The organism is Qipengyuania sp. CAU 1752 (assembly GCF_054482615.1).
This window is the reverse complement of record NZ_JBTLRE010000001.1, coordinates 1,311,250-1,327,316: the sequence shown is the minus strand read 5'-3', so window position 1 is coordinate 1,327,316 and position 16,067 is coordinate 1,311,250. Positions and strand designations below refer to the sequence as shown.

Below are 16,067 nucleotides of genomic sequence, written 5' to 3'. Positions count from 1 at the left end.
CAAGCGCGCATTCGATTGCGCGCGCTAAATCATCACTTTGGCGGCGTCACCCCATGGCTTTCGAGAAAGCGGAATATGGTGTTCCACAGGTGCGGACTGATAGTCTCGCCCGACACCCGGTGGGTATATCCGGGATAGAGCATCATCTCGAAGGGGACGTTGGCTTCCTGTAGCGTGCTGATTAGCTCCGACGAGTTTTCGAATACCACGTTGTCATCGGCCATGCCGTGGATCAGCAACAGCGGATCCGATATCTTCGCTGCCTCGGGGATGGCGCTGGCCGCCTCGTAGGCTTCAGGCACCTTGCGCGGGTCGCCCATGAACCGCTCTGTATAGTGCGTATCGTAAAGCTCCCAGCGGGTCACCGGAGCGCCCGAGATGCCGGCGGCGTACAGCCCCGGATCTGCCTGCATCTGCTTGAGCGTCATGTAACCGCCATAGGACCAGCCATACAGCGCGATCTTGTCCGGATCGACAAAATCGAGCGTCTTGAGATATTCGGCACCTGCCTTTTGATCACGCACTTCTACCCCGCCCATGGCGCGGTAGAGCGGCTGCTCGAAAGCGACCCCGCGATTGGCGCTGCCGCGATTGTCGAGCGCGAACCAGATATAGCCCTTGTCGACGATCGCCTGGCGCAGCGCGCCGTTCCAGCCCTTGTGGACGATTTGCGGACCCGGCCCGCCGTAGTGATGGAAGAACACCGGATAGCGCTTGCCCGGCTCCAACACGGGTGTGACCATTTCCCAGTGGAGCGGTGTGCCATCCTCGGCCGAAATCGTACCGTATGTGGTGGGGCGGTGGCTGGCGAGGAAGGGCGTATAGGGATGCTCGGCATCGAGAGCATTATGCTCGATCCAGGTGAGGCGCGTGCCGTCCTGGTTGGCAAGATAGCTCTGCGGCGGCGTGTCGTCGCTCGAGCGCGTTATGTACAGCGTGCGCCCCTTGTCATCCATGCTTGCCGAATGGGTAAAGCCTGGATCAGTCAACCGCGTGACATTTGCCGGGTCGGACAGGTCGAGACGGTAGATATGCTCTTCCAGCACATTGTCCTTGGTCGCACTGAAAAACACGCGCCCGGCTTTCTCGTCGACCCCGACGAGCTTGGTCACGACCCAGTCGCCATAGGTCAATTGCTGCCAATCGGCGCCCTTGCGGCGGTAGATGTGTCCAAAGCCGTCACGCTCCGACCACCAGATCAGGGAGCCGTCCCTGAGCCAGCGATAATCGTCCGAAAGGTTAATCCAGTAGTCTCGGGTTGCGGCGCTCTCGGTGAACGCCACCGTGCTTGCGCCGGTTTTCGGGTCCACGCGCAAAACGTCGAGCACGGTCTGTTCGCGATCCTGGCGCTGGACATAAAGTGCGCTGTTGTCCGGAGCCCAGTCGACGCGCGCGACATAAATGTCGGTTTCCCCGCCCAGATCGATCTCAACGCGGTTGCCGCCGTCCGGGTCCATCACAAACAGCTGGACGATGGCATTGTCGCTGCCTGCAACCGGGTAGCGCTGGTCGAATACCTTGGTGCCGGTCGCACCGATTGCCGCGCGGGTGACGATGCCGACCGGGCTTTCGTCGGTGCGCTGGACCACGATGCGCGTCTCGTCAGGGCTCCACCAGAAACCCGTCATCCGGCCCATTTCTTCCTGCGCAACGAATTCGGCTTCGCCCCAGCGGATGATATCGGCCTCTTTTGGTGTGATAGGTGCCGCATTCTCGCCCACTTCGCCGACCCACAGCTGGCGATCGCGCACGAAGGCGACATAGGTTCCCTTCGGGCTGAGCGTAGGGTTGAGCTCGCTTTCCTCGGTATCGGTCAGGCGCAGGATCTCGCCGTCGAGCCGGGCAAGATAGAGGTCGCCGTCGAGCGGCACGAGAACGCCGGTGCCGTCCGAGTTCCACTGGTAGGAAATGATGCCCTTGAGATCGCCGACCCGCTCGCGCTCGCGCTGCATCTTCTCGTCTTCGCTGAGTTCGCGGCCGGTCCCCAACTTTTCGCTATCGACAAGCATGGTCCACGTCGCTTGCTCGCGATCATAGGCCCACAGATCATAGCGGTCTTTCTGATCGGCGCGGTTGCGCAACAGGGTTAGGTAACGGCCATCAGGTGAAAGCTTGGCTGCGCGCGGGCTCGCCCCGTCGAGCGAAGGCGAGGCAAACACACGCTCGAAGGACAGTTCCTTTGCTTCCGTCACGGCTGGATCATGCGCCAAAGCGGGCGCGGCGAGGAACAGCGAAGCGGCGGTGGCGAGAAGCAGGCGCATGACAAGAAGGGGTATCTCCGAACCGGGAAAAAACGAATGTGACAGCCCAAAGGGAAAGGGCGCCCCGGCATGTAAGCCAGGACGCCCTTTCGTCAAACCCTTGGGATGGTCCGACCGCTTACGCGTCGGCCTTTTCGCCCTTCGCAGGACGGTTGTCACGGCGCTCGGCAATACGAGCGCTCTTGCCGGTACGGCCGCGCAGGTAATACAGCTTGGCGCGCCGCACGACACCGCGGCGTACCACGGTGATCGAATCGATAATCGGCGAGTAAATCGGAAAAACGCGTTCCACGCCTTCGCCAAAGCTCATTTTGCGAACGGTGAAGTTGGAGCCCATGCCGCGGTTCGAACGTGCGATACACACGCCTTCGAAGTTCTGGACACGCTCACGGCTACCCTCGATCACCTTGACGCCAACGCGCAATGTGTCGCCGGCACGAAATTCGGGGATTTCCTTGCCAGCCTTGGCAATTTCTTCCGCTTCGATCTGCTGGATCAGGTTCACTGGTCCGGTTCCTTGTCTTTTCGCCGCGCACCATTGGCAGACTGGACCCGAGCGCCCCTGTGGCGCTCCCATAGGTCCGGCCTGCGTAGCCGTGTGATCTCTTCTGCCTGGTGTTTCCGCCAGGCGGCGATCTTCGCATGATCCCCCGATCGCAGCACTTCAGGGATCGTGCGCCCTTCCCATTCCTGAGGTCGGGTATAGTGCGGGTATTCGAGCAATCCATCTTCGAAGGATTCCTCATGCCCGCTTGAAGCCGCGCCCATTACGCCGGGAAGCAGGCGAATGCAAGCATCGAGTATAGTCAGCGCCGCCGGTTCTCCGCCCGACAGGACGATATCTGCCAGACTGACTTCCTCGACTTCGCGCGCTTCGAAGATGCGCTGGTCGAATCCTTCGAACCGGCCGCACAGTATTGTCACCCCCGGCCCGGCCGCCAGCTCGCGAATGCGGGCCTGCGTTATCGGGCGCCCTCGCGGCGTCATGGCCAGGATCGGTGCCTTGGGCTGGCGCGCAGCGGCATGATCGATGGCGCTGGCAAGAACATCGGCCTTGAGCACCATCCCCGCGCCGCCGCCTGCTGGCGTATCATCGACCGTGCGGTGCTTGTCCGTGGCAAAGTCGCGTATCTGGATCGTGTCGAGCGACCACTTCTGCTCCTCCAGTGCGCGCCCGGCGAGCGAAAGCCGCAAAGGGCCGGGAAACATCTCCGGATAGAGCGTGAGGATGGTGGCAGCGAAAGTCATTGGAACGGCGTCGTTACCGCAGTTTGGGCCATTGCATAACCCCGTTAGCGCCCGTTCCCGGGGAGCGCATTGCTATTCCGCGCGTTGAGCCGGGTATGAGCGGAACGAACGCAACCGAGAGTATCGACGACTGTATCATCATCGGCGGCGGACCGGCTGGGCTCACGGCGGCGATCTACCTCGCCCGTTACCATCTCTCGGTCCGGCTGTTCGATTGCGGGACCAGCCGCGCCGCGCTGATCCCGTGCACCCACAATCACGCTGGCTATCCCGATGGAATCGCGGGGACCGAGCTTCTTTCGCGGATGGCTGAACAGGCCGAGAAATACGGTGTCAGGCGCGAGCACGGGAAAGTCACCGGCCTCGTCAAGGAAGGGGAGTTTTTCCGCGTAGCCGTTGAAGACAAACCGTTCGCAGCGCGTACGGTCCTGCTGGCGACTGGGGTGTTTAACCGCCACCCGCCAGGAATGGACGATGCCCTGCACGACCGTGCGCTGGCCGCAGGGCTGCTGCGCTATTGCCCGGTCTGCGACGGATACGAGGTGACCGACAAGCGCGTCGGCGTCATCGGCACAAGCGAACACGGCACCGCCGAGGCTTTGTTCATCCGCGGATTTACGCAGGACGTTACACTGATATCGCCGCAGGGCAGTCATGACCTCAACGACGATTGCAGCGCCCAGCTCGCCGAGGCAGGAATCAAGCGGGCAGTGGGACCCTGCGAAGGCTACGCGATCGAGGATGACCGGCTGGCGGTAGAAACCTCCGGAGGGCGGTTGCTGTTCGACAGTGTGTATACAGCCCTCGGCAGCGAGGTGCGGTCCGAACTTGCGAAAGCATGCGGGGCCGACACGGGTGACGATGGCTGCATCGTGACCGATGACCACCTGCGCACCAGCATTAGCGGGCTCTATGCCGCCGGAGACGTGGTGCTCGGCCTCGACCAGATCAGCCACGCCATGGGCCAGGCAGGCGTCGCCTCGACCACGATCCGCAACGATCTGGCAGAACAGCGGCCGATCAGGCGCTAGTCGTCGGCGAAATCGGCTGCGATCAGCAGCCGCGTGTCATTCCATTCGAGGACCGCCTGCTTGGTCATCGGGACCATGAAGGTCTTCATTCCCTTCTCGGGCACGGGGTCCTTCTCGATCTCGACGATGTCGGTCGCACCGAAATTGTGCACGTCGATGACCTTGCCGACGCGTAAGCCAGTATCGGTGACGGTGTCGAGACCAATGAGGTCAGCGAAATAAAACTCGTCTTCGTCGAGCGGGGGGAAAGCTTCGCGGGGCACTGACAAGGTGGTGCCGCGCAGTTTCTCGGCTTGGGCGCGGCCCTGCACCTCGACGAAGCGGGCGATCGCCCCGCCCTTGTTGTCGCTGCGGATCTTCTTGAGGGTCAGCTTGCCACCCTCGATTTCCGCGTCGAAACTGGCGTGGGCTTTAAGGGCATCAATTCCCTCGCCTAACAACTTCAAACGCACTTCGCCCGCCACTCCATGCGCACCGGTTATGGCGGCCAGAATGACGGGCGAAGTTTCAGTCATTGGGAAAAATCAGCCTTCGGCTTTTTCTTCACCGGCCTTTGCGCTGGCCGTATCGTCCGCCTGCTCGTTGGGAACACCGCCTTCGGCGATTTCCTCGGCGATAGCAGCCTTGTCTTCGGCGGTTTCGCCGTCCTTGGTCTCGCCTTCGGCAGCGTCGGCCACCGCTTCGGCGGTGTCATCGCTCTTGACCGAACCGGTCGCGGTGTTCTCATTGCTGTCCGCTTCGGTAGCTTCAGGAGCGGGAGCGTTCTTGGCTTCTTCTTCAGCCGCCTTGGCAGCTTCTGCTGCTTCGGCTTCCTTGGCAGCCTTTTCCTCGGCCCGTTCCTTGGCTGCTTCGCCCGGCTCACCCTTTTTCGGGTTGTTGCGGGCGGCACGTTCCTGGATGCCGGCGGCGTCGAGGAAACGCAGCACACGGTCGCTCGGCTTGGCGCCGACGCTCAGCCAATGACGCGCGCGGTCTTCGTCGAGCTTGACGCGGCCTTCGTCGTCCTTGGGCAGCATCGGATTATAGATGCCGATCTGTTCGAGATACTTGCCGTCGCGCGGTGCACGTTCGTCGGCGACCACGATGCGGTAGTAGGGACGCTTTTTCGCGCCACCGCGCGAGAGACGGATTGCAACTGCCATTTTAATTCACCTTTCGATTATAAATCACTGTAAAAAAGTTATTTCTTGTTCAACATATCACGCAAGTCAGGCGGCAATGTATTGGGATCGACCGAGGAGCCCTTGCCACCACCGAGACCGGGCAAGCCCGGCATTCCGCCACCGCCGCCAAGTCCGCCCATGCCGGGGATGCCGCCGCTCATGCCGCCGCCGCCACCGAACATGGCGGCAAGCCCCTTGAGCCCGCCCATTTTCCGGATCTGTTTCATCGCGCGGCCCATTTCCTGGTGCATCTTCATCACCTTGTTGACTTCCTGCACCGAAGTGCCGGAGCCAGCCGCGACGCGCTTCTTGCGCTTGGCATTCATCAGCGCGGGATTGGCGCGCTCCTTGCCGGTCATCGATCCGATGATTGCATCCATGTGGATCAGGACCTTGTCGTCCATGTCGGACGCTGCCATCGCCGCCTTGGCCTTCTTCATGCCCGGCATCATGCCGGCCAGCGCGCCCAGCCCACCCATGTTCTGCATCTGCTTGAGCTGCATACGCAGGTCATTGAGGTCGAACTTGCCCTTCTCCATGCGCTTGGCGAGCGCTTCGGCTTCTTCGACCTTGATCGTCTCGGCGGCTTTTTCGACCAGGCTGACAACGTCGCCCATACCGAGAATGCGGTCAGCCACGCGCGAGGGATGGAACGCCTCGATTGCGTCGAGCTTCTCACCGGTGCCGGCGAACTTGATAGGCTTGCCGGTGACCGCACGCATCGAAAGCGCCGCACCGCCACGTGCATCGCCGTCCATCCGCGTCAGGATTACGCCGGTCAGTGGAACCTCGTCAGAGAAGCTCTGCGCGACATTAACCGCGTCCTGACCGGTCAGGCTGTCGACCACCAGCAGCACCTCGGTCGGTGCGGAAACGCTGGCAACGGCCTTCATCTCGGCCATCAAGGCTTCGTCGACATGCAGTCGGCCGGCGGTGTCGAGCAGCAGCACATCGGCATTCTGCAAGCGCGCGGCTTCCATCGCGCGGCGCGCGATATCGACCGGTTGCTGGCCCTGCACGATCGGCAGCGTCGCCACTTCGACCTGTTCGCCCAGCACCGCCAACTGCTCCTGCGCGGCTGGGCGGTTGACGTCGAGCGAAGCCATCATCGACTTCTTGCCGTGCTTTTCGCGGATATATTTTGAAAGCTTGGCGGTGGTGGTCGTCTTACCGGAGCCTTGCAGGCCGACCATCATGATCACGACCGGCGGCTTGGCCTCGAGCTTGAGCGGGACATGGCCATTATCGCCATCTTCGCCGCCAAGCATGGCCACCAGCTCGTCGTTGACGATCTTGATAACCTGCTGGCCCGGAGTGACCGACTTGAGGACTTCCTCGCCAACAGCCTTCTCGGTGACCTTGTCGATGAAGCTGCGCGCGACTGGCAATGCTACGTCCGCCTCGAGCAACGCAATGCGCACTTCGCGCATGGCGTCACGCACGTCCTGTTCGCGCAGCGCCCCACGGCCGCGCAGGCGGTCGAAGGTTGCTCCAAGGCGATCGGAAAGTGCATCGAACATCGCTGCGTCTACTCCAAACTGTCCCCGCGAAGGGAAAACGCGAAAAACGCCGGCGGACGAGAACTCGTCGGCCAGCGTGCGGTTGGTTCAACCGACTATGTGATGACTGGTGGAGCCTAGCGGGATCGAACCGCTGACCTCAACACTGCCAGTGTTGCGCTCTCCCAGCTGAGCTAAGGCCCCGTACCAGTCATTTGACGGTGCACCTTACAGCACACCCACCCTTGCGGGAAGCGCCCTTTAGAAAAGCGCGTTCCCGGGTGCAAGGGTAAAATCAGGTTTCGTCTTCGTTCTCGTCGCCTTTGCCCTTGGACACGCCAAGGTCATCATCGCCGCCAAGATCGACTTCGTTGTCCGGCGAATCATCGTCCTCGTCGACGTCGATGTCGAGATCGTCATCGGCCAGGTCGCTATCCGCTTCCTTGTCCTTCTTCTTCTCGTTCTCCTCGAACGGGATCGGCTGCTTGGTCTTAAGCACCGGTTCCGGCGTCCATTCTTCGCCGCACTCAATGCAGACGACCGGATCGTCCTTGCCGAGGTCGTAGAAGCGGGTCCCGCATTTGGGGCAGCTTCGCTTGGTGCCCCATTCTGGCTTGGCCATAACTCACTGTTCCTTTGGTCGGGCAGGCAGCAGCGCCGTGGCCCGCGTAAAATCTTTTATCTTGATGGGTAGCAAGAGGCCCCGAATCAAGAGCGCGGCGCGCCTTGCCATAGGCCCATGGCGCTGTCAAAGACCGCGCCCGTGAACAACACACCCAAACCTCACCGTTTTATGCCATCCGGCCCGCTTTCGGGACGCATCCGTGTGCCCGGCGACAAGTCGATCAGCCACCGCGCTATGATGCTCGGCGCACTGGCCGTTGGCGAGACAAAGGTGACAGGCCTGCTCGAAGGCGAAGACGTGATGGCCACTGCTTGCGCCATGCGCGCGATGGGTGCGAGTATTGAGAAAAAAGGCGAAGAGTGGCGCATCCGCGGCGTCGGCGTGGGCGGATTGCTCCAGCCCCGCACAGCCCTCGACATGGGCAACAGTGGCACCTCTACCCGGTTGTTGATGGGTCTTGTGGCGAGCCACGGCATCACTGCCACTTTCACGGGCGACGCCAGCCTGTCGCGCCGCCCGATGGCGCGGGTAATCGAGCCGCTGGGCCAAATGGGCGCACAGTTTCATGGTCCCGAAGGCGGTACCTTGCCGATAACCGTCGAGGGGTTGTGCCCTGCGGTCTCTATTGAATACCGGCTCCCGGTGGCCAGCGCCCAAGTCAAAAGCGCGATCCTGCTGGCAGGCCTCAATGCCCCCGGTATCACCAGTGTAATCGAACCGGTACCGACGCGCGATCATTCCGAACGGATGCTCAGGGGTTTCGGCGCCGATATCGAAGTCGAGGAGATCGGCGGCGACCGGATCATCCGCTTACGGGGCGAAGCGGACCTGGCACCGCAGTCGATTGAAGTCCCGGGCGACCCGTCTTCGGCAGCGTTCTTCGTGGTCGCCGCGTTGCTTGTCGAAGGCAGCGACCTGGTCATCGAGAATGTCGGTCTCAACCCGACCCGCGCCGGACTGTTTTCGGTCCTGCGCGACATGGGTGGGCAGATCGAGGAACTCGATCGGCGCGAAGTCGGGGGCGAGCCAGTGGCCGACCTGCGGGTCAGACATTCCAATCTTACCGGGATCGAGATCGACCCTGCCCTGGCACCCAGCATGATCGACGAGTTTCCGGTCCTGTTTGTAGCCGCCGCCGTGGCCAAGGGCACAACCATCACCAACGGTCTGGAAGAACTCCGGGTCAAGGAATCGGACCGGCTCTCTGCCATGGCCGCCGCGCTCACCGGCGCTGGCGCGCAGGTCGAGGAGCATGAAGACGGCCTTGCCATCACCGGCACTGGCGGCGCGCTCCTGCGCGGCAGTTCCAGCAACCGCATCAAGACCCATCTCGACCACCGTATCGCCATGAGCATGGCGGTAGCCGGATTGGTCAGCACGAAAGGTGTCGAAATTGACGACACCCGCCATATCGCCACCAGCTTTCCGATTTTCGAAGACCTGTTGAAGACCGCATCCGGAGCCGCACAATAATGCCCATCTCATCGTTCGCCGCAGATCTCGTCGGCTTTGCCGGCAGTTTCTGCATCGTCGCCGCCTTCGCCTACAGCAATCTTTCCAAGAACATGAACATGGTCCTGTTCAACCTCGTCAATTTGACAGGAGCCCTCCTGCTGATCACTTCATTGACGGTGAACTTCAACTTGCCGACAATGGTGCTGGAGATCGTCTGGGTCGGGATTGCCCTGTTCGGGCTGGGGCGCGAATTGACCAAACGCCTGAAGGCGCCTGAATGAGCTAGATTGCCCCTGTCTCCATCATCTATCTGGCAAAATCTGTAGAAGTTCCACGGACAGCGCCGCAGAAAAAGCAGCTATTGTTGCTTGAAAGAGTTTGCTGATGATTATCGCCGTCGATGGTCCCACCGCCTCGGGCAAGGGTACGATTGCCAAGGCCCTGGCCGGCCATTTTGGTTTACCGCACCTCGATACTGGCTTGCTTTATCGTGCTGTCGGACACCAAGTTCAGCTGAATGGCGGCGATCCTAGCGATCCGGCGGATGCGCTGGAGGCGTGTGATTTCCCCGACGCGATACTCGATGACCCGATTCTACGCTCCGAAGAAGTTGGCGGGCTCGCGAGTCGCGCCTCGATCCACCCACAGGTGAGGCACGCACTGTTCGAGCGGCAGCGAAAATTCGCCACCCAGCCCGGCGGCGCGATTCTCGACGGGCGCGACATCGGTACTATCATCGCGCCCGATGCCGACATCAAGCTGTTCGTCACGGCAAGCGTCCACAAACGCGCCCGCCGTCGCTGGCTGGAAATGACGGGGCGCGAAATCGAAATCTCGCTCGACGCGATCGAGGAAGACATTGCCGCTCGCGACGCCCGCGATATCGGCCGCAGCGATGCCCCGCTACGCGCAGCGCCCGATGCGTTCGTTCTCGACACCACCAGTTTCGACCGCGAACAAGCTATCGAGGCCGCGATCGAGGCGGTCAATACAGCCCGCAAGGCGCGTGGCTAGACGCCAACTCTGCCGACCAGATTGCCATTCCCGGTCCTTTCGCTTAGAAAGTCGCAGTTCACAAAGGGCGCAAGCGGGTCGTTGCTGAACGGTGCAAGCCGGTCCGCGATCCTTGCGGCAATCGGCTCTCCGTTCGATTACGGGAGAGGACCGATGAAGAAAGCCTTTTTCATGGCGATGATATGCGGCGGCTTGGTAGCAACACCGGCCCAGGCTGAGCATTGGGACGTTATTGGCGCCAAACTCAAGGATGACTGCTCGATCGCCAAATACATGGCCATCGTGAAGGACTTCAATGCGTGGGGCAAAGCCTACGGCTACTCCACCACGGTCCTGACGCCCATCCAGGACTCCGATCAGGAATCGATCTGGTGGATCGGCAAGTCCGCCAACACGGCGAAATTTGGCGCGGCATGGGACGCCTGGCGCGACGGACAGGCCAATGCAAATTCCACCCCTGCGAAATTGCAGGCGCGCTTCTCCGCCTGCAGCACCAATACAACCCGCAGCGGGTATGACGCCTGGTAGCGTTTTGGCGCATCATCTGTCTTGACGGTTCGCAGATCGCGGAGAGTCTCAGGCTCGAGGCGGCGCAATATCCTTGCATTTGCGCTGCCTTTCGCCTAGGCGCGCGACCGTTCTCACAACATTGGTTGCAAGGACCCGCGCGATGGCATTCGGCCCCGCGCGGACAGTCGGCCCTCTTGCCCCGCCAACCTGCGCAATAGTGCATCAGGAGCGGTGAAAGACCCCGGTAAAACCGGTGGCCGGAAGCAAATGGTTACAGGATTACCTGATTTATGGCGACTACTGCCAACCCCACGCGCGACGATTTCGAAGCGCTTCTCAACGAACAACTCGGCGGCGCCGGTGACGAAGGCTTTGAAGGCCGCGTCGTCAAGGGCACCGTGACTGCGGTTGAAAACGGCTTTGCCGTAATCGACGTAGGTCTCAAGAGCGAAGGCCGCGTTGAACTCAAGGAATTCATGCGCGGCGAAGACGAGCACGGCCTCGAAGTCGGCTCCGAAGTCGAAGTCTATGTCGACCGCGTCGAAAATGCCGACGGCGAAGCCATGCTCAGCCGTGACCGCGCTCGCCGCGAAGCGGCCTGGGACAAGCTCGAGAGCGAGTTTGGCGAAGGCAAGCGCGTCGAAGGCCGCATCTTCGGCCGCGTCAAGGGCGGCTTCACCGTCGACCTCGACGGCGCCGTGGCCTTCCTGCCCGGTTCGCAGGTCGACATCCGCCCCGTGCGCGACGTCACCCCGCTGATGGAACAGCCGCAGCCGTTCCAGATCCTCAAGATGGATCGTCGCCGCGGCAATATCGTGGTTTCGCGCCGTGCCGTGCTGGAAGAAACGCGCGCTGAACAGCGTAGCGAGCTGATCAACGACCTGGCCGAAAACCAGGTTATCGATGGCGTGGTCAAGAACATCACCGATTACGGCGCCTTCGTCGATCTCGGCGGTATCGACGGCCTGCTCCATGTCACCGACATGAGCTACAAGCGTGTCAACCACCCGAGCGAAGTGATCGAAATCGGCCAGACCGTGACCGTCCAGATCATCCGCATCAATGCCGAAACGCAGCGCATCAGCCTCGGCATGAAGCAGCTCGAAAGCGATCCCTGGGATGGTGTCGCGGCCAAGTACCCGGTCGGCATGAAGCTGACGGGCACTGTCACCAACATCACCGAATACGGCGCCTTCGTGGAGTTGGAAGCGGGCATCGAAGGGCTGGTCCACGTTTCCGAAATGAGCTGGACCAAAAAGAACGTCCACCCCGGCAAGATCGTCAGCACTTCGCAGGAAGTCGAAGTGATGGTGCTCGAAGTCGATAGCGAGAAGCGTCGCATTTCGCTCGGTCTCAAGCAGGCCCAGCGCAACCCGTGGGAAGAGTTCGCCGAGAAGCACCCGGTCGGCACCGAAGTCGAAGGCGAAGTCAAGAACGCCACAGAATTCGGCCTGTTTATCGGTCTCGACGGCGACGTCGACGGCATGGTCCACATGTCGGACATCGCCTGGGGCATCTCGGGCGAGGACGCACTGGCGCTCCACCGCAAGGGCGAGCAGGTCAAGGCCGTGGTTCTGGATGTCGACACCGACAAGGAACGCATTAGCCTGGGCATGAAGCAGCTTGAAAAGGGTGCCCCGAGCGCAGAAGGCGCCGACGCCAGCTCGATGCGTCGTGGTGAGACTGTCACCGTCACCGTGCTCGAAGTTCGCGATGGCGGGCTCGAAGTGCAGGTTGGCGAAGATGGTGCAACTGGCTTCATCAAGCGTTCGGACCTCGGCCGTGACCGTGACGAGCAGCGGACCGACCGGTTCCAGCCGGGCCAGAAGGTCGATGCCATGGTCACCGGTTTCGACCGTTCGAAGAAGCCCAACTTCTCGATCAAGGCGCGTCAGATCGCCGAAGAGAAGGAAGCAGTGCAGCAGTTCGGTTCGTCCGACAGCGGCGCGTCGCTGGGCGATATCCTTGGCGAAGCGCTCAAGAAAAACGACTAACTCCGCTCCTGAGCGGTTTGAGAAAGGCCCGTCTGCCCTGGTGGCAGGCGGGCCTTTCCTCTTTGCAGGTCAAGGCGTAAGCTGCACGCCATGCTGCAGATCCACCAATTCCCCTGCCTGTCCGACAATTACGGCTTCCTGCTTCATGATCCCGACAGTGGCGAAACAGCCGCAATCGATACGCCCGACGGCGCGGAGTATCTGAAGCAGGCCGAGAACAAGGGCTGGAAGATCACGCAGATCTGGAACACCCATTGGCACCCCGACCATGCCGGAGGCAACAAGGCGATCGTCGAAGCTACTGGTGCGACGATCATTGCGCCTCAGGAGGTCAACAAGCTCTCACCGATCGACCGCGTGATAGCTCATGGCGACAGTGTGACCATCGGCGCGCACACTGCCGATGTGATCGACGTTAGCGGACATACCAACGGCCACATCGCTTACCACCTGCCCGAAGCAGGTGTCGCCTTCGTTGGTGACAGCGTCTTTGCGCTCGGATGCGGTCGGATGTTTGAAGGCGAGCCACTGCAGTTCTGGAACAGCCTCCAGCGCATCAAGGGATTGCCGCCGGAAACGATGCTCTATTGCGCCCACGAATACACCTCGGCGAATGCGAAATTCGCGCTCCATGCCGATCCCGAAAATCGGGCGCTGCTGGACTATGCGGAGGAAATCTTTGCCAAGCGTGCGCGGAACGAGGCCACCGTGCCCACGCAGCTCGCGCGAGAGCTTGCGACCAACCCGTTCTTGCGCGCCGATGATCCCGCACTGGCGAAAAAATGGGGCGGTGGTGCTCCGCACGAGACCTTCGCCGCATTGAGAGCGGGCAAGGACAATTTCTGACACTATGAGGGCGCTGCGCGTCGAGCGGCTGTCGGACGACCTGTCCGGTGTCGCCCTCGTCGACCAGCCGCGCCCTGATCAAGGCCCTGGAGAAGTGCTGGTACGGGTGCGCGCGGCCTCGCTCAACTATCCTGACTTGCTGATGACGCAGGGGCGCTACCAGTTCAAACCTGAGCCCCCGTTCACCAGCGGCATGGAATTCGCAGGCGAGGTGATCGAGGCTGACAGCGAGGGCATATTCGCCCCTGGCGATCGTGTCATGGGCGGAGCCAAAACCGGCGGGTTTGCACAGTTTGCGGCCGTACCCGCCCGCGCCTTGCGCAAGGTGCCGGACGGCATTGCACTGACCGTTGCGGCGGCAATGGGTGCGGCCTATTCCACAGCCTACACCGCCCTGGTCGAACTGGGAGGCCTTGCACCAGGTCAGAACGTGCTCGTCCACGGCGCCAGCGGCGGGGTCGGACTGGCGGCATGCGATCTGGCCAAGGCGCTGGGTGCCACGGTGATCGCCGCCACCCACAGCGAGGACAAGCTGGACGCGCTGGCGCAAGTGTCAGGTGCTGAGCATGTCATCCTCAACAGCGGCCGGTTTCGCGAGAAGGTCAACGAATTGACCGGCGGCGAGTTGTGCGACCTCGTGTTCGATCCGGTCGGTGGTGAAGTGTTCGATGAAAGCACGCGCTGCGTGGCCTTCGGGGGCAAGCTGCTGGTGGTCGGCTTCGTCGCAGGACGCATTCCGCAGATCGCGGTCAACATACCACTGATCAAGGGTTTTTCGGTAGTTGGCGTAAGAGCCGGAGAATATGCGCGACGGTTTCCCGATCACGGAGCGCGGATCATGGATGCCATCGACCAATTGGCGCTCGATGGCGGAATCACGCCGCACATAGATCGTTGCCTCCCGCTCGAACGTTGGCGGGAAGCCTTTGACGCGATGGTCGAGGGAAACCTGATCGGGAAAGTTATCCTGCAGCCCTGACACGAAAAAGGCGGCCCCTGCGGACCGCCCTTCGTAAATCTCGATCCAGCCTGCCTTACAGGTTGGAGATGACCTCGTCGGCCAGCGCACGGTCGGCGTCGGCATCGTGCTTTTCAGCGATCAGCTTGCGGCTCGCCGTAGCGGCACCGGCAGCAGCAGCAGCACGTACCTGGTCAACCGCATCGCGTTCGGCAGCGGAGATCTTGTCTTCGGCCATTTTCTTGCGCCGTTCGACCAGTGCCTGGCTATCGGCCTCGGCTTTGGCCAGCAGGGCATCCGCTTCGTGACGGGCGTTCTCAACCATCGCCTCAGCGTCCTTCTCGGCATTGGCGATCTTGGCGCTGTACTCGTCGCGCAGCTTTTCAGCTTCGGCACGAAGCGTCTTGGCCTCGTCGAGCTGGGCCTTGATCTCGGCGATCTTGCTGTCGAGCCCGCCGGTGACAAGCGCCGGCACCTTCTTCCACACAAAAACCAGAATCAGCACCAGCATGGCCACAGAGACCCACTGGTAGGGCTCCAGGCCGAACGCGGTCGGATCGACGTGAACGGGTGCACCAATGCCGGTTTTGGTCGAAACCTGAGCCGCTTCGGTAGCGATAACTTCGGGCGTGTTAGCCATGGGTCATGGCCTCCTTGACGGCCTGATCGGCCATCGGCCGGGTCACTTCGATGCCGGCGAGGCGACGGACGATGTCCTGCGCAGCTTCGGCGGCGACCGCTTCGACTTCGGTCATGGCGTCACTGCGAGCAGCGGCAATTCGCTGCTCGGCCTCGGCCAGTTTCTTGTCGAGACGCTTCTGCGCCGCGGCGATTTTCTTTTCCGACTTGGCCGCTGCTTCGGCCTTGGCCTCACCGACGATGGCCTGGGCTGCTGCGCGATTTTCGTTCTCGCGCACCCGCCAGGCTTCTTCCTCGGCATCAGCCTTGTCACGCGCGGCCTGGGCGGCGGCGAGATCGTCTGCAATCTGCTTGTCGCGCACGCCGACGGTCGCCATCACGCGCGGAACCATGCCGCGGCCCACGACGAAAAAGGTGATGCCGAAAAAGATCAGCAACCAAAAAATCTGGCTGGAATAGGTTTCGGCAAGCTGGGCTATCTGGGGCATGGATTCGGTCCCGGAAAGACTGTCGAAGTTAAACTGTCCGGGCCGTCACGAGGCCGGCCCGGTTCAAGTCGATCATTCGGATCAGGCGACGAAGATCAGGATCATCGCAACGACAAACGCCAGCAGGCCGAGAAGCTCGGCTGCGGCGAAGCCGATGAACAGGCGGCCCTGCTGACCGTCGGCAGCACCCGGATTGCGCAGAGCGCTTTCGAGGAACGAGCCGAACACGTTACCAACACCGATGGCGGCCATGCCGGCACCGATGGCTGCGAGACCCGCACCGATGAGCTTTGCTGCTTCTGCGTCCATTATAATAACTCCTTGCGTCAAATTCTG

The 16,067-nt window shown here is 61.7% G+C and carries 18 protein-coding genes and 1 tRNA gene; 8 read left to right on the top strand and 11 right to left on the bottom strand.

Annotation, left to right across the window (positions count from 1 at the left end; translation table 11 throughout):
* Positions 1 to 32: 32 nt before the first annotated feature.
* The 3 genes from ACXYL9_RS06530 to trmD form a co-directional block, all read right to left on the bottom strand.
* Entirely contained in the window at positions 33 to 2,261 is a 2,229-nt protein-coding gene (locus tag ACXYL9_RS06530; protein WP_459038773.1) for a S9 family peptidase, read from the bottom strand.
* 118 nt (positions 2,262 to 2,379) lie between these two features.
* A complete protein-coding gene (rplS, locus tag ACXYL9_RS06525; RefSeq protein ID WP_459038772.1) occupies positions 2,380 to 2,766 on the bottom strand; it encodes a 50S ribosomal protein L19 in 387 nt (128 codons plus the stop codon).
* The gene (gene trmD / locus ACXYL9_RS06520; RefSeq protein WP_459038771.1) at positions 2,763 to 3,509 is read right to left on the bottom strand and encodes a tRNA (guanosine(37)-N1)-methyltransferase TrmD; all 747 of its coding nucleotides are present in this window, start codon (positions 3,507 to 3,509) and stop codon (positions 2,763 to 2,765) included. Before trmD ends, rplS begins: the two co-directional genes overlap by 4 nt.
* Before the next feature lie 95 nt (positions 3,510 to 3,604).
* On the opposite strand from trmD, the gene ACXYL9_RS06515 reads away from it, so the two are divergent.
* On the top strand, positions 3,605 to 4,540 hold the full coding sequence (locus ACXYL9_RS06515; RefSeq protein WP_459038770.1) for an NAD(P)/FAD-dependent oxidoreductase: 936 nt from the start codon (positions 3,605 to 3,607) through the stop codon (positions 4,538 to 4,540).
* Here the strand turns inward: ACXYL9_RS06515 and rimM are convergent.
* The 5 genes from rimM to ACXYL9_RS06490 all read right to left on the bottom strand — a co-directional run bounded on the left by rimM (position 4,537) and on the right by ACXYL9_RS06490 (position 7,824).
* Positions 4,537 to 5,055 carry a ribosome maturation factor RimM gene (gene rimM, locus ACXYL9_RS06510; RefSeq protein ID WP_459038769.1) on the bottom strand — a complete coding sequence of 173 codons (519 nt, stop codon included), beginning with the start codon at positions 5,053 to 5,055 and terminating at the stop codon, positions 4,537 to 4,539. The two genes, ACXYL9_RS06515 and rimM, sit on opposite strands and share 4 nt — an antisense overlap.
* Positions 5,056 to 5,064: 9 nt before the next feature.
* Positions 5,065 to 5,682 (bottom strand): 30S ribosomal protein S16, encoded by a 618-nt coding sequence (gene rpsP / locus ACXYL9_RS06505; RefSeq protein ID WP_459038768.1) that lies wholly within the window; start codon positions 5,680 to 5,682, stop codon positions 5,065 to 5,067.
* Between the two features lie 38 nt (positions 5,683 to 5,720).
* Positions 5,721 to 7,223: a signal recognition particle protein gene (gene ffh, locus ACXYL9_RS06500; protein WP_459038767.1), complete on the bottom strand. Its 1,503-nt coding sequence runs from the start codon at positions 7,221 to 7,223 to the stop codon at positions 5,721 to 5,723.
* A gap of 107 nt (positions 7,224 to 7,330) precedes the next feature.
* Positions 7,331 to 7,406, bottom strand: a tRNA-Ala gene (locus tag ACXYL9_RS06495).
* Positions 7,407 to 7,497: 91 nt separating this feature from the next.
* Entirely contained in the window at positions 7,498 to 7,824 is a 327-nt protein-coding gene (locus ACXYL9_RS06490; protein ID WP_459038766.1) for a TIGR02300 family protein, read from the bottom strand.
* A gap of 117 nt (positions 7,825 to 7,941) precedes the next feature.
* Here ACXYL9_RS06490 and aroA point away from each other — a divergent pair, with 117 nt between their 5' ends.
* The 7 genes from aroA to ACXYL9_RS06455 all read left to right on the top strand — a co-directional run bounded on the left by aroA (position 7,942) and on the right by ACXYL9_RS06455 (position 14,625).
* On the top strand, positions 7,942 to 9,300 hold the full coding sequence (aroA, locus tag ACXYL9_RS06485; protein WP_459038765.1) for a 3-phosphoshikimate 1-carboxyvinyltransferase: 1,359 nt from the start codon (positions 7,942 to 7,944) through the stop codon (positions 9,298 to 9,300).
* Entirely contained in the window at positions 9,300 to 9,563 is a 264-nt protein-coding gene (locus ACXYL9_RS06480) for a CBU_0592 family membrane protein (protein ID WP_459038764.1), read from the top strand. The genes aroA and ACXYL9_RS06480 overlap by 1 nt, the downstream gene beginning before the upstream one ends.
* A 103-nt stretch (positions 9,564 to 9,666) precedes the next feature.
* Positions 9,667 to 10,296, top strand: coding sequence for a (d)CMP kinase (locus tag ACXYL9_RS06475; protein WP_459038763.1), 630 nt, complete (start codon positions 9,667 to 9,669; stop codon positions 10,294 to 10,296).
* Between the two features lie 153 nt (positions 10,297 to 10,449).
* A complete protein-coding gene (locus tag ACXYL9_RS06470) occupies positions 10,450 to 10,824 on the top strand; it encodes a hypothetical protein (RefSeq protein WP_459038762.1) in 375 nt (124 codons plus the stop codon).
* Between the two features lie 272 nt (positions 10,825 to 11,096).
* Positions 11,097 to 12,800, top strand: coding sequence for a 30S ribosomal protein S1 (rpsA, locus tag ACXYL9_RS06465; protein ID WP_459038761.1), 1,704 nt, complete (start codon positions 11,097 to 11,099; stop codon positions 12,798 to 12,800).
* A 90-nt stretch (positions 12,801 to 12,890) separates the two neighbouring features.
* Positions 12,891 to 13,646 (top strand): hydroxyacylglutathione hydrolase, encoded by a 756-nt coding sequence (gene gloB, locus ACXYL9_RS06460; protein ID WP_459038760.1) that lies wholly within the window; start codon positions 12,891 to 12,893, stop codon positions 13,644 to 13,646.
* A gap of 4 nt (positions 13,647 to 13,650) precedes the next feature.
* Complete coding sequence (locus tag ACXYL9_RS06455; RefSeq protein ID WP_459038759.1) at positions 13,651 to 14,625, top strand: NADPH:quinone oxidoreductase family protein; 975 nt, start codon at positions 13,651 to 13,653, stop codon at positions 14,623 to 14,625.
* A gap of 55 nt (positions 14,626 to 14,680) precedes the next feature.
* On the opposite strand, the gene ACXYL9_RS06450 is transcribed toward ACXYL9_RS06455, so the two are convergent.
* From ACXYL9_RS06450 to ACXYL9_RS06440, 3 genes are all read right to left on the bottom strand, one after another.
* On the bottom strand, positions 14,681 to 15,244 hold the full coding sequence (locus tag ACXYL9_RS06450; RefSeq protein ID WP_459038758.1) for a F0F1 ATP synthase subunit B family protein: 564 nt from the start codon (positions 15,242 to 15,244) through the stop codon (positions 14,681 to 14,683).
* Complete coding sequence (locus tag ACXYL9_RS06445; RefSeq protein WP_459038757.1) at positions 15,237 to 15,731, bottom strand: F0F1 ATP synthase subunit B family protein; 495 nt, start codon at positions 15,729 to 15,731, stop codon at positions 15,237 to 15,239. Before ACXYL9_RS06445 ends, ACXYL9_RS06450 begins: the two co-directional genes overlap by 8 nt.
* An 81-nt stretch (positions 15,732 to 15,812) precedes the next feature.
* Complete coding sequence (locus tag ACXYL9_RS06440) at positions 15,813 to 16,040, bottom strand: F0F1 ATP synthase subunit C (RefSeq protein WP_114520182.1); 228 nt, start codon at positions 16,038 to 16,040, stop codon at positions 15,813 to 15,815.
* Positions 16,041 to 16,067: the final 27 nt, after the last annotated feature.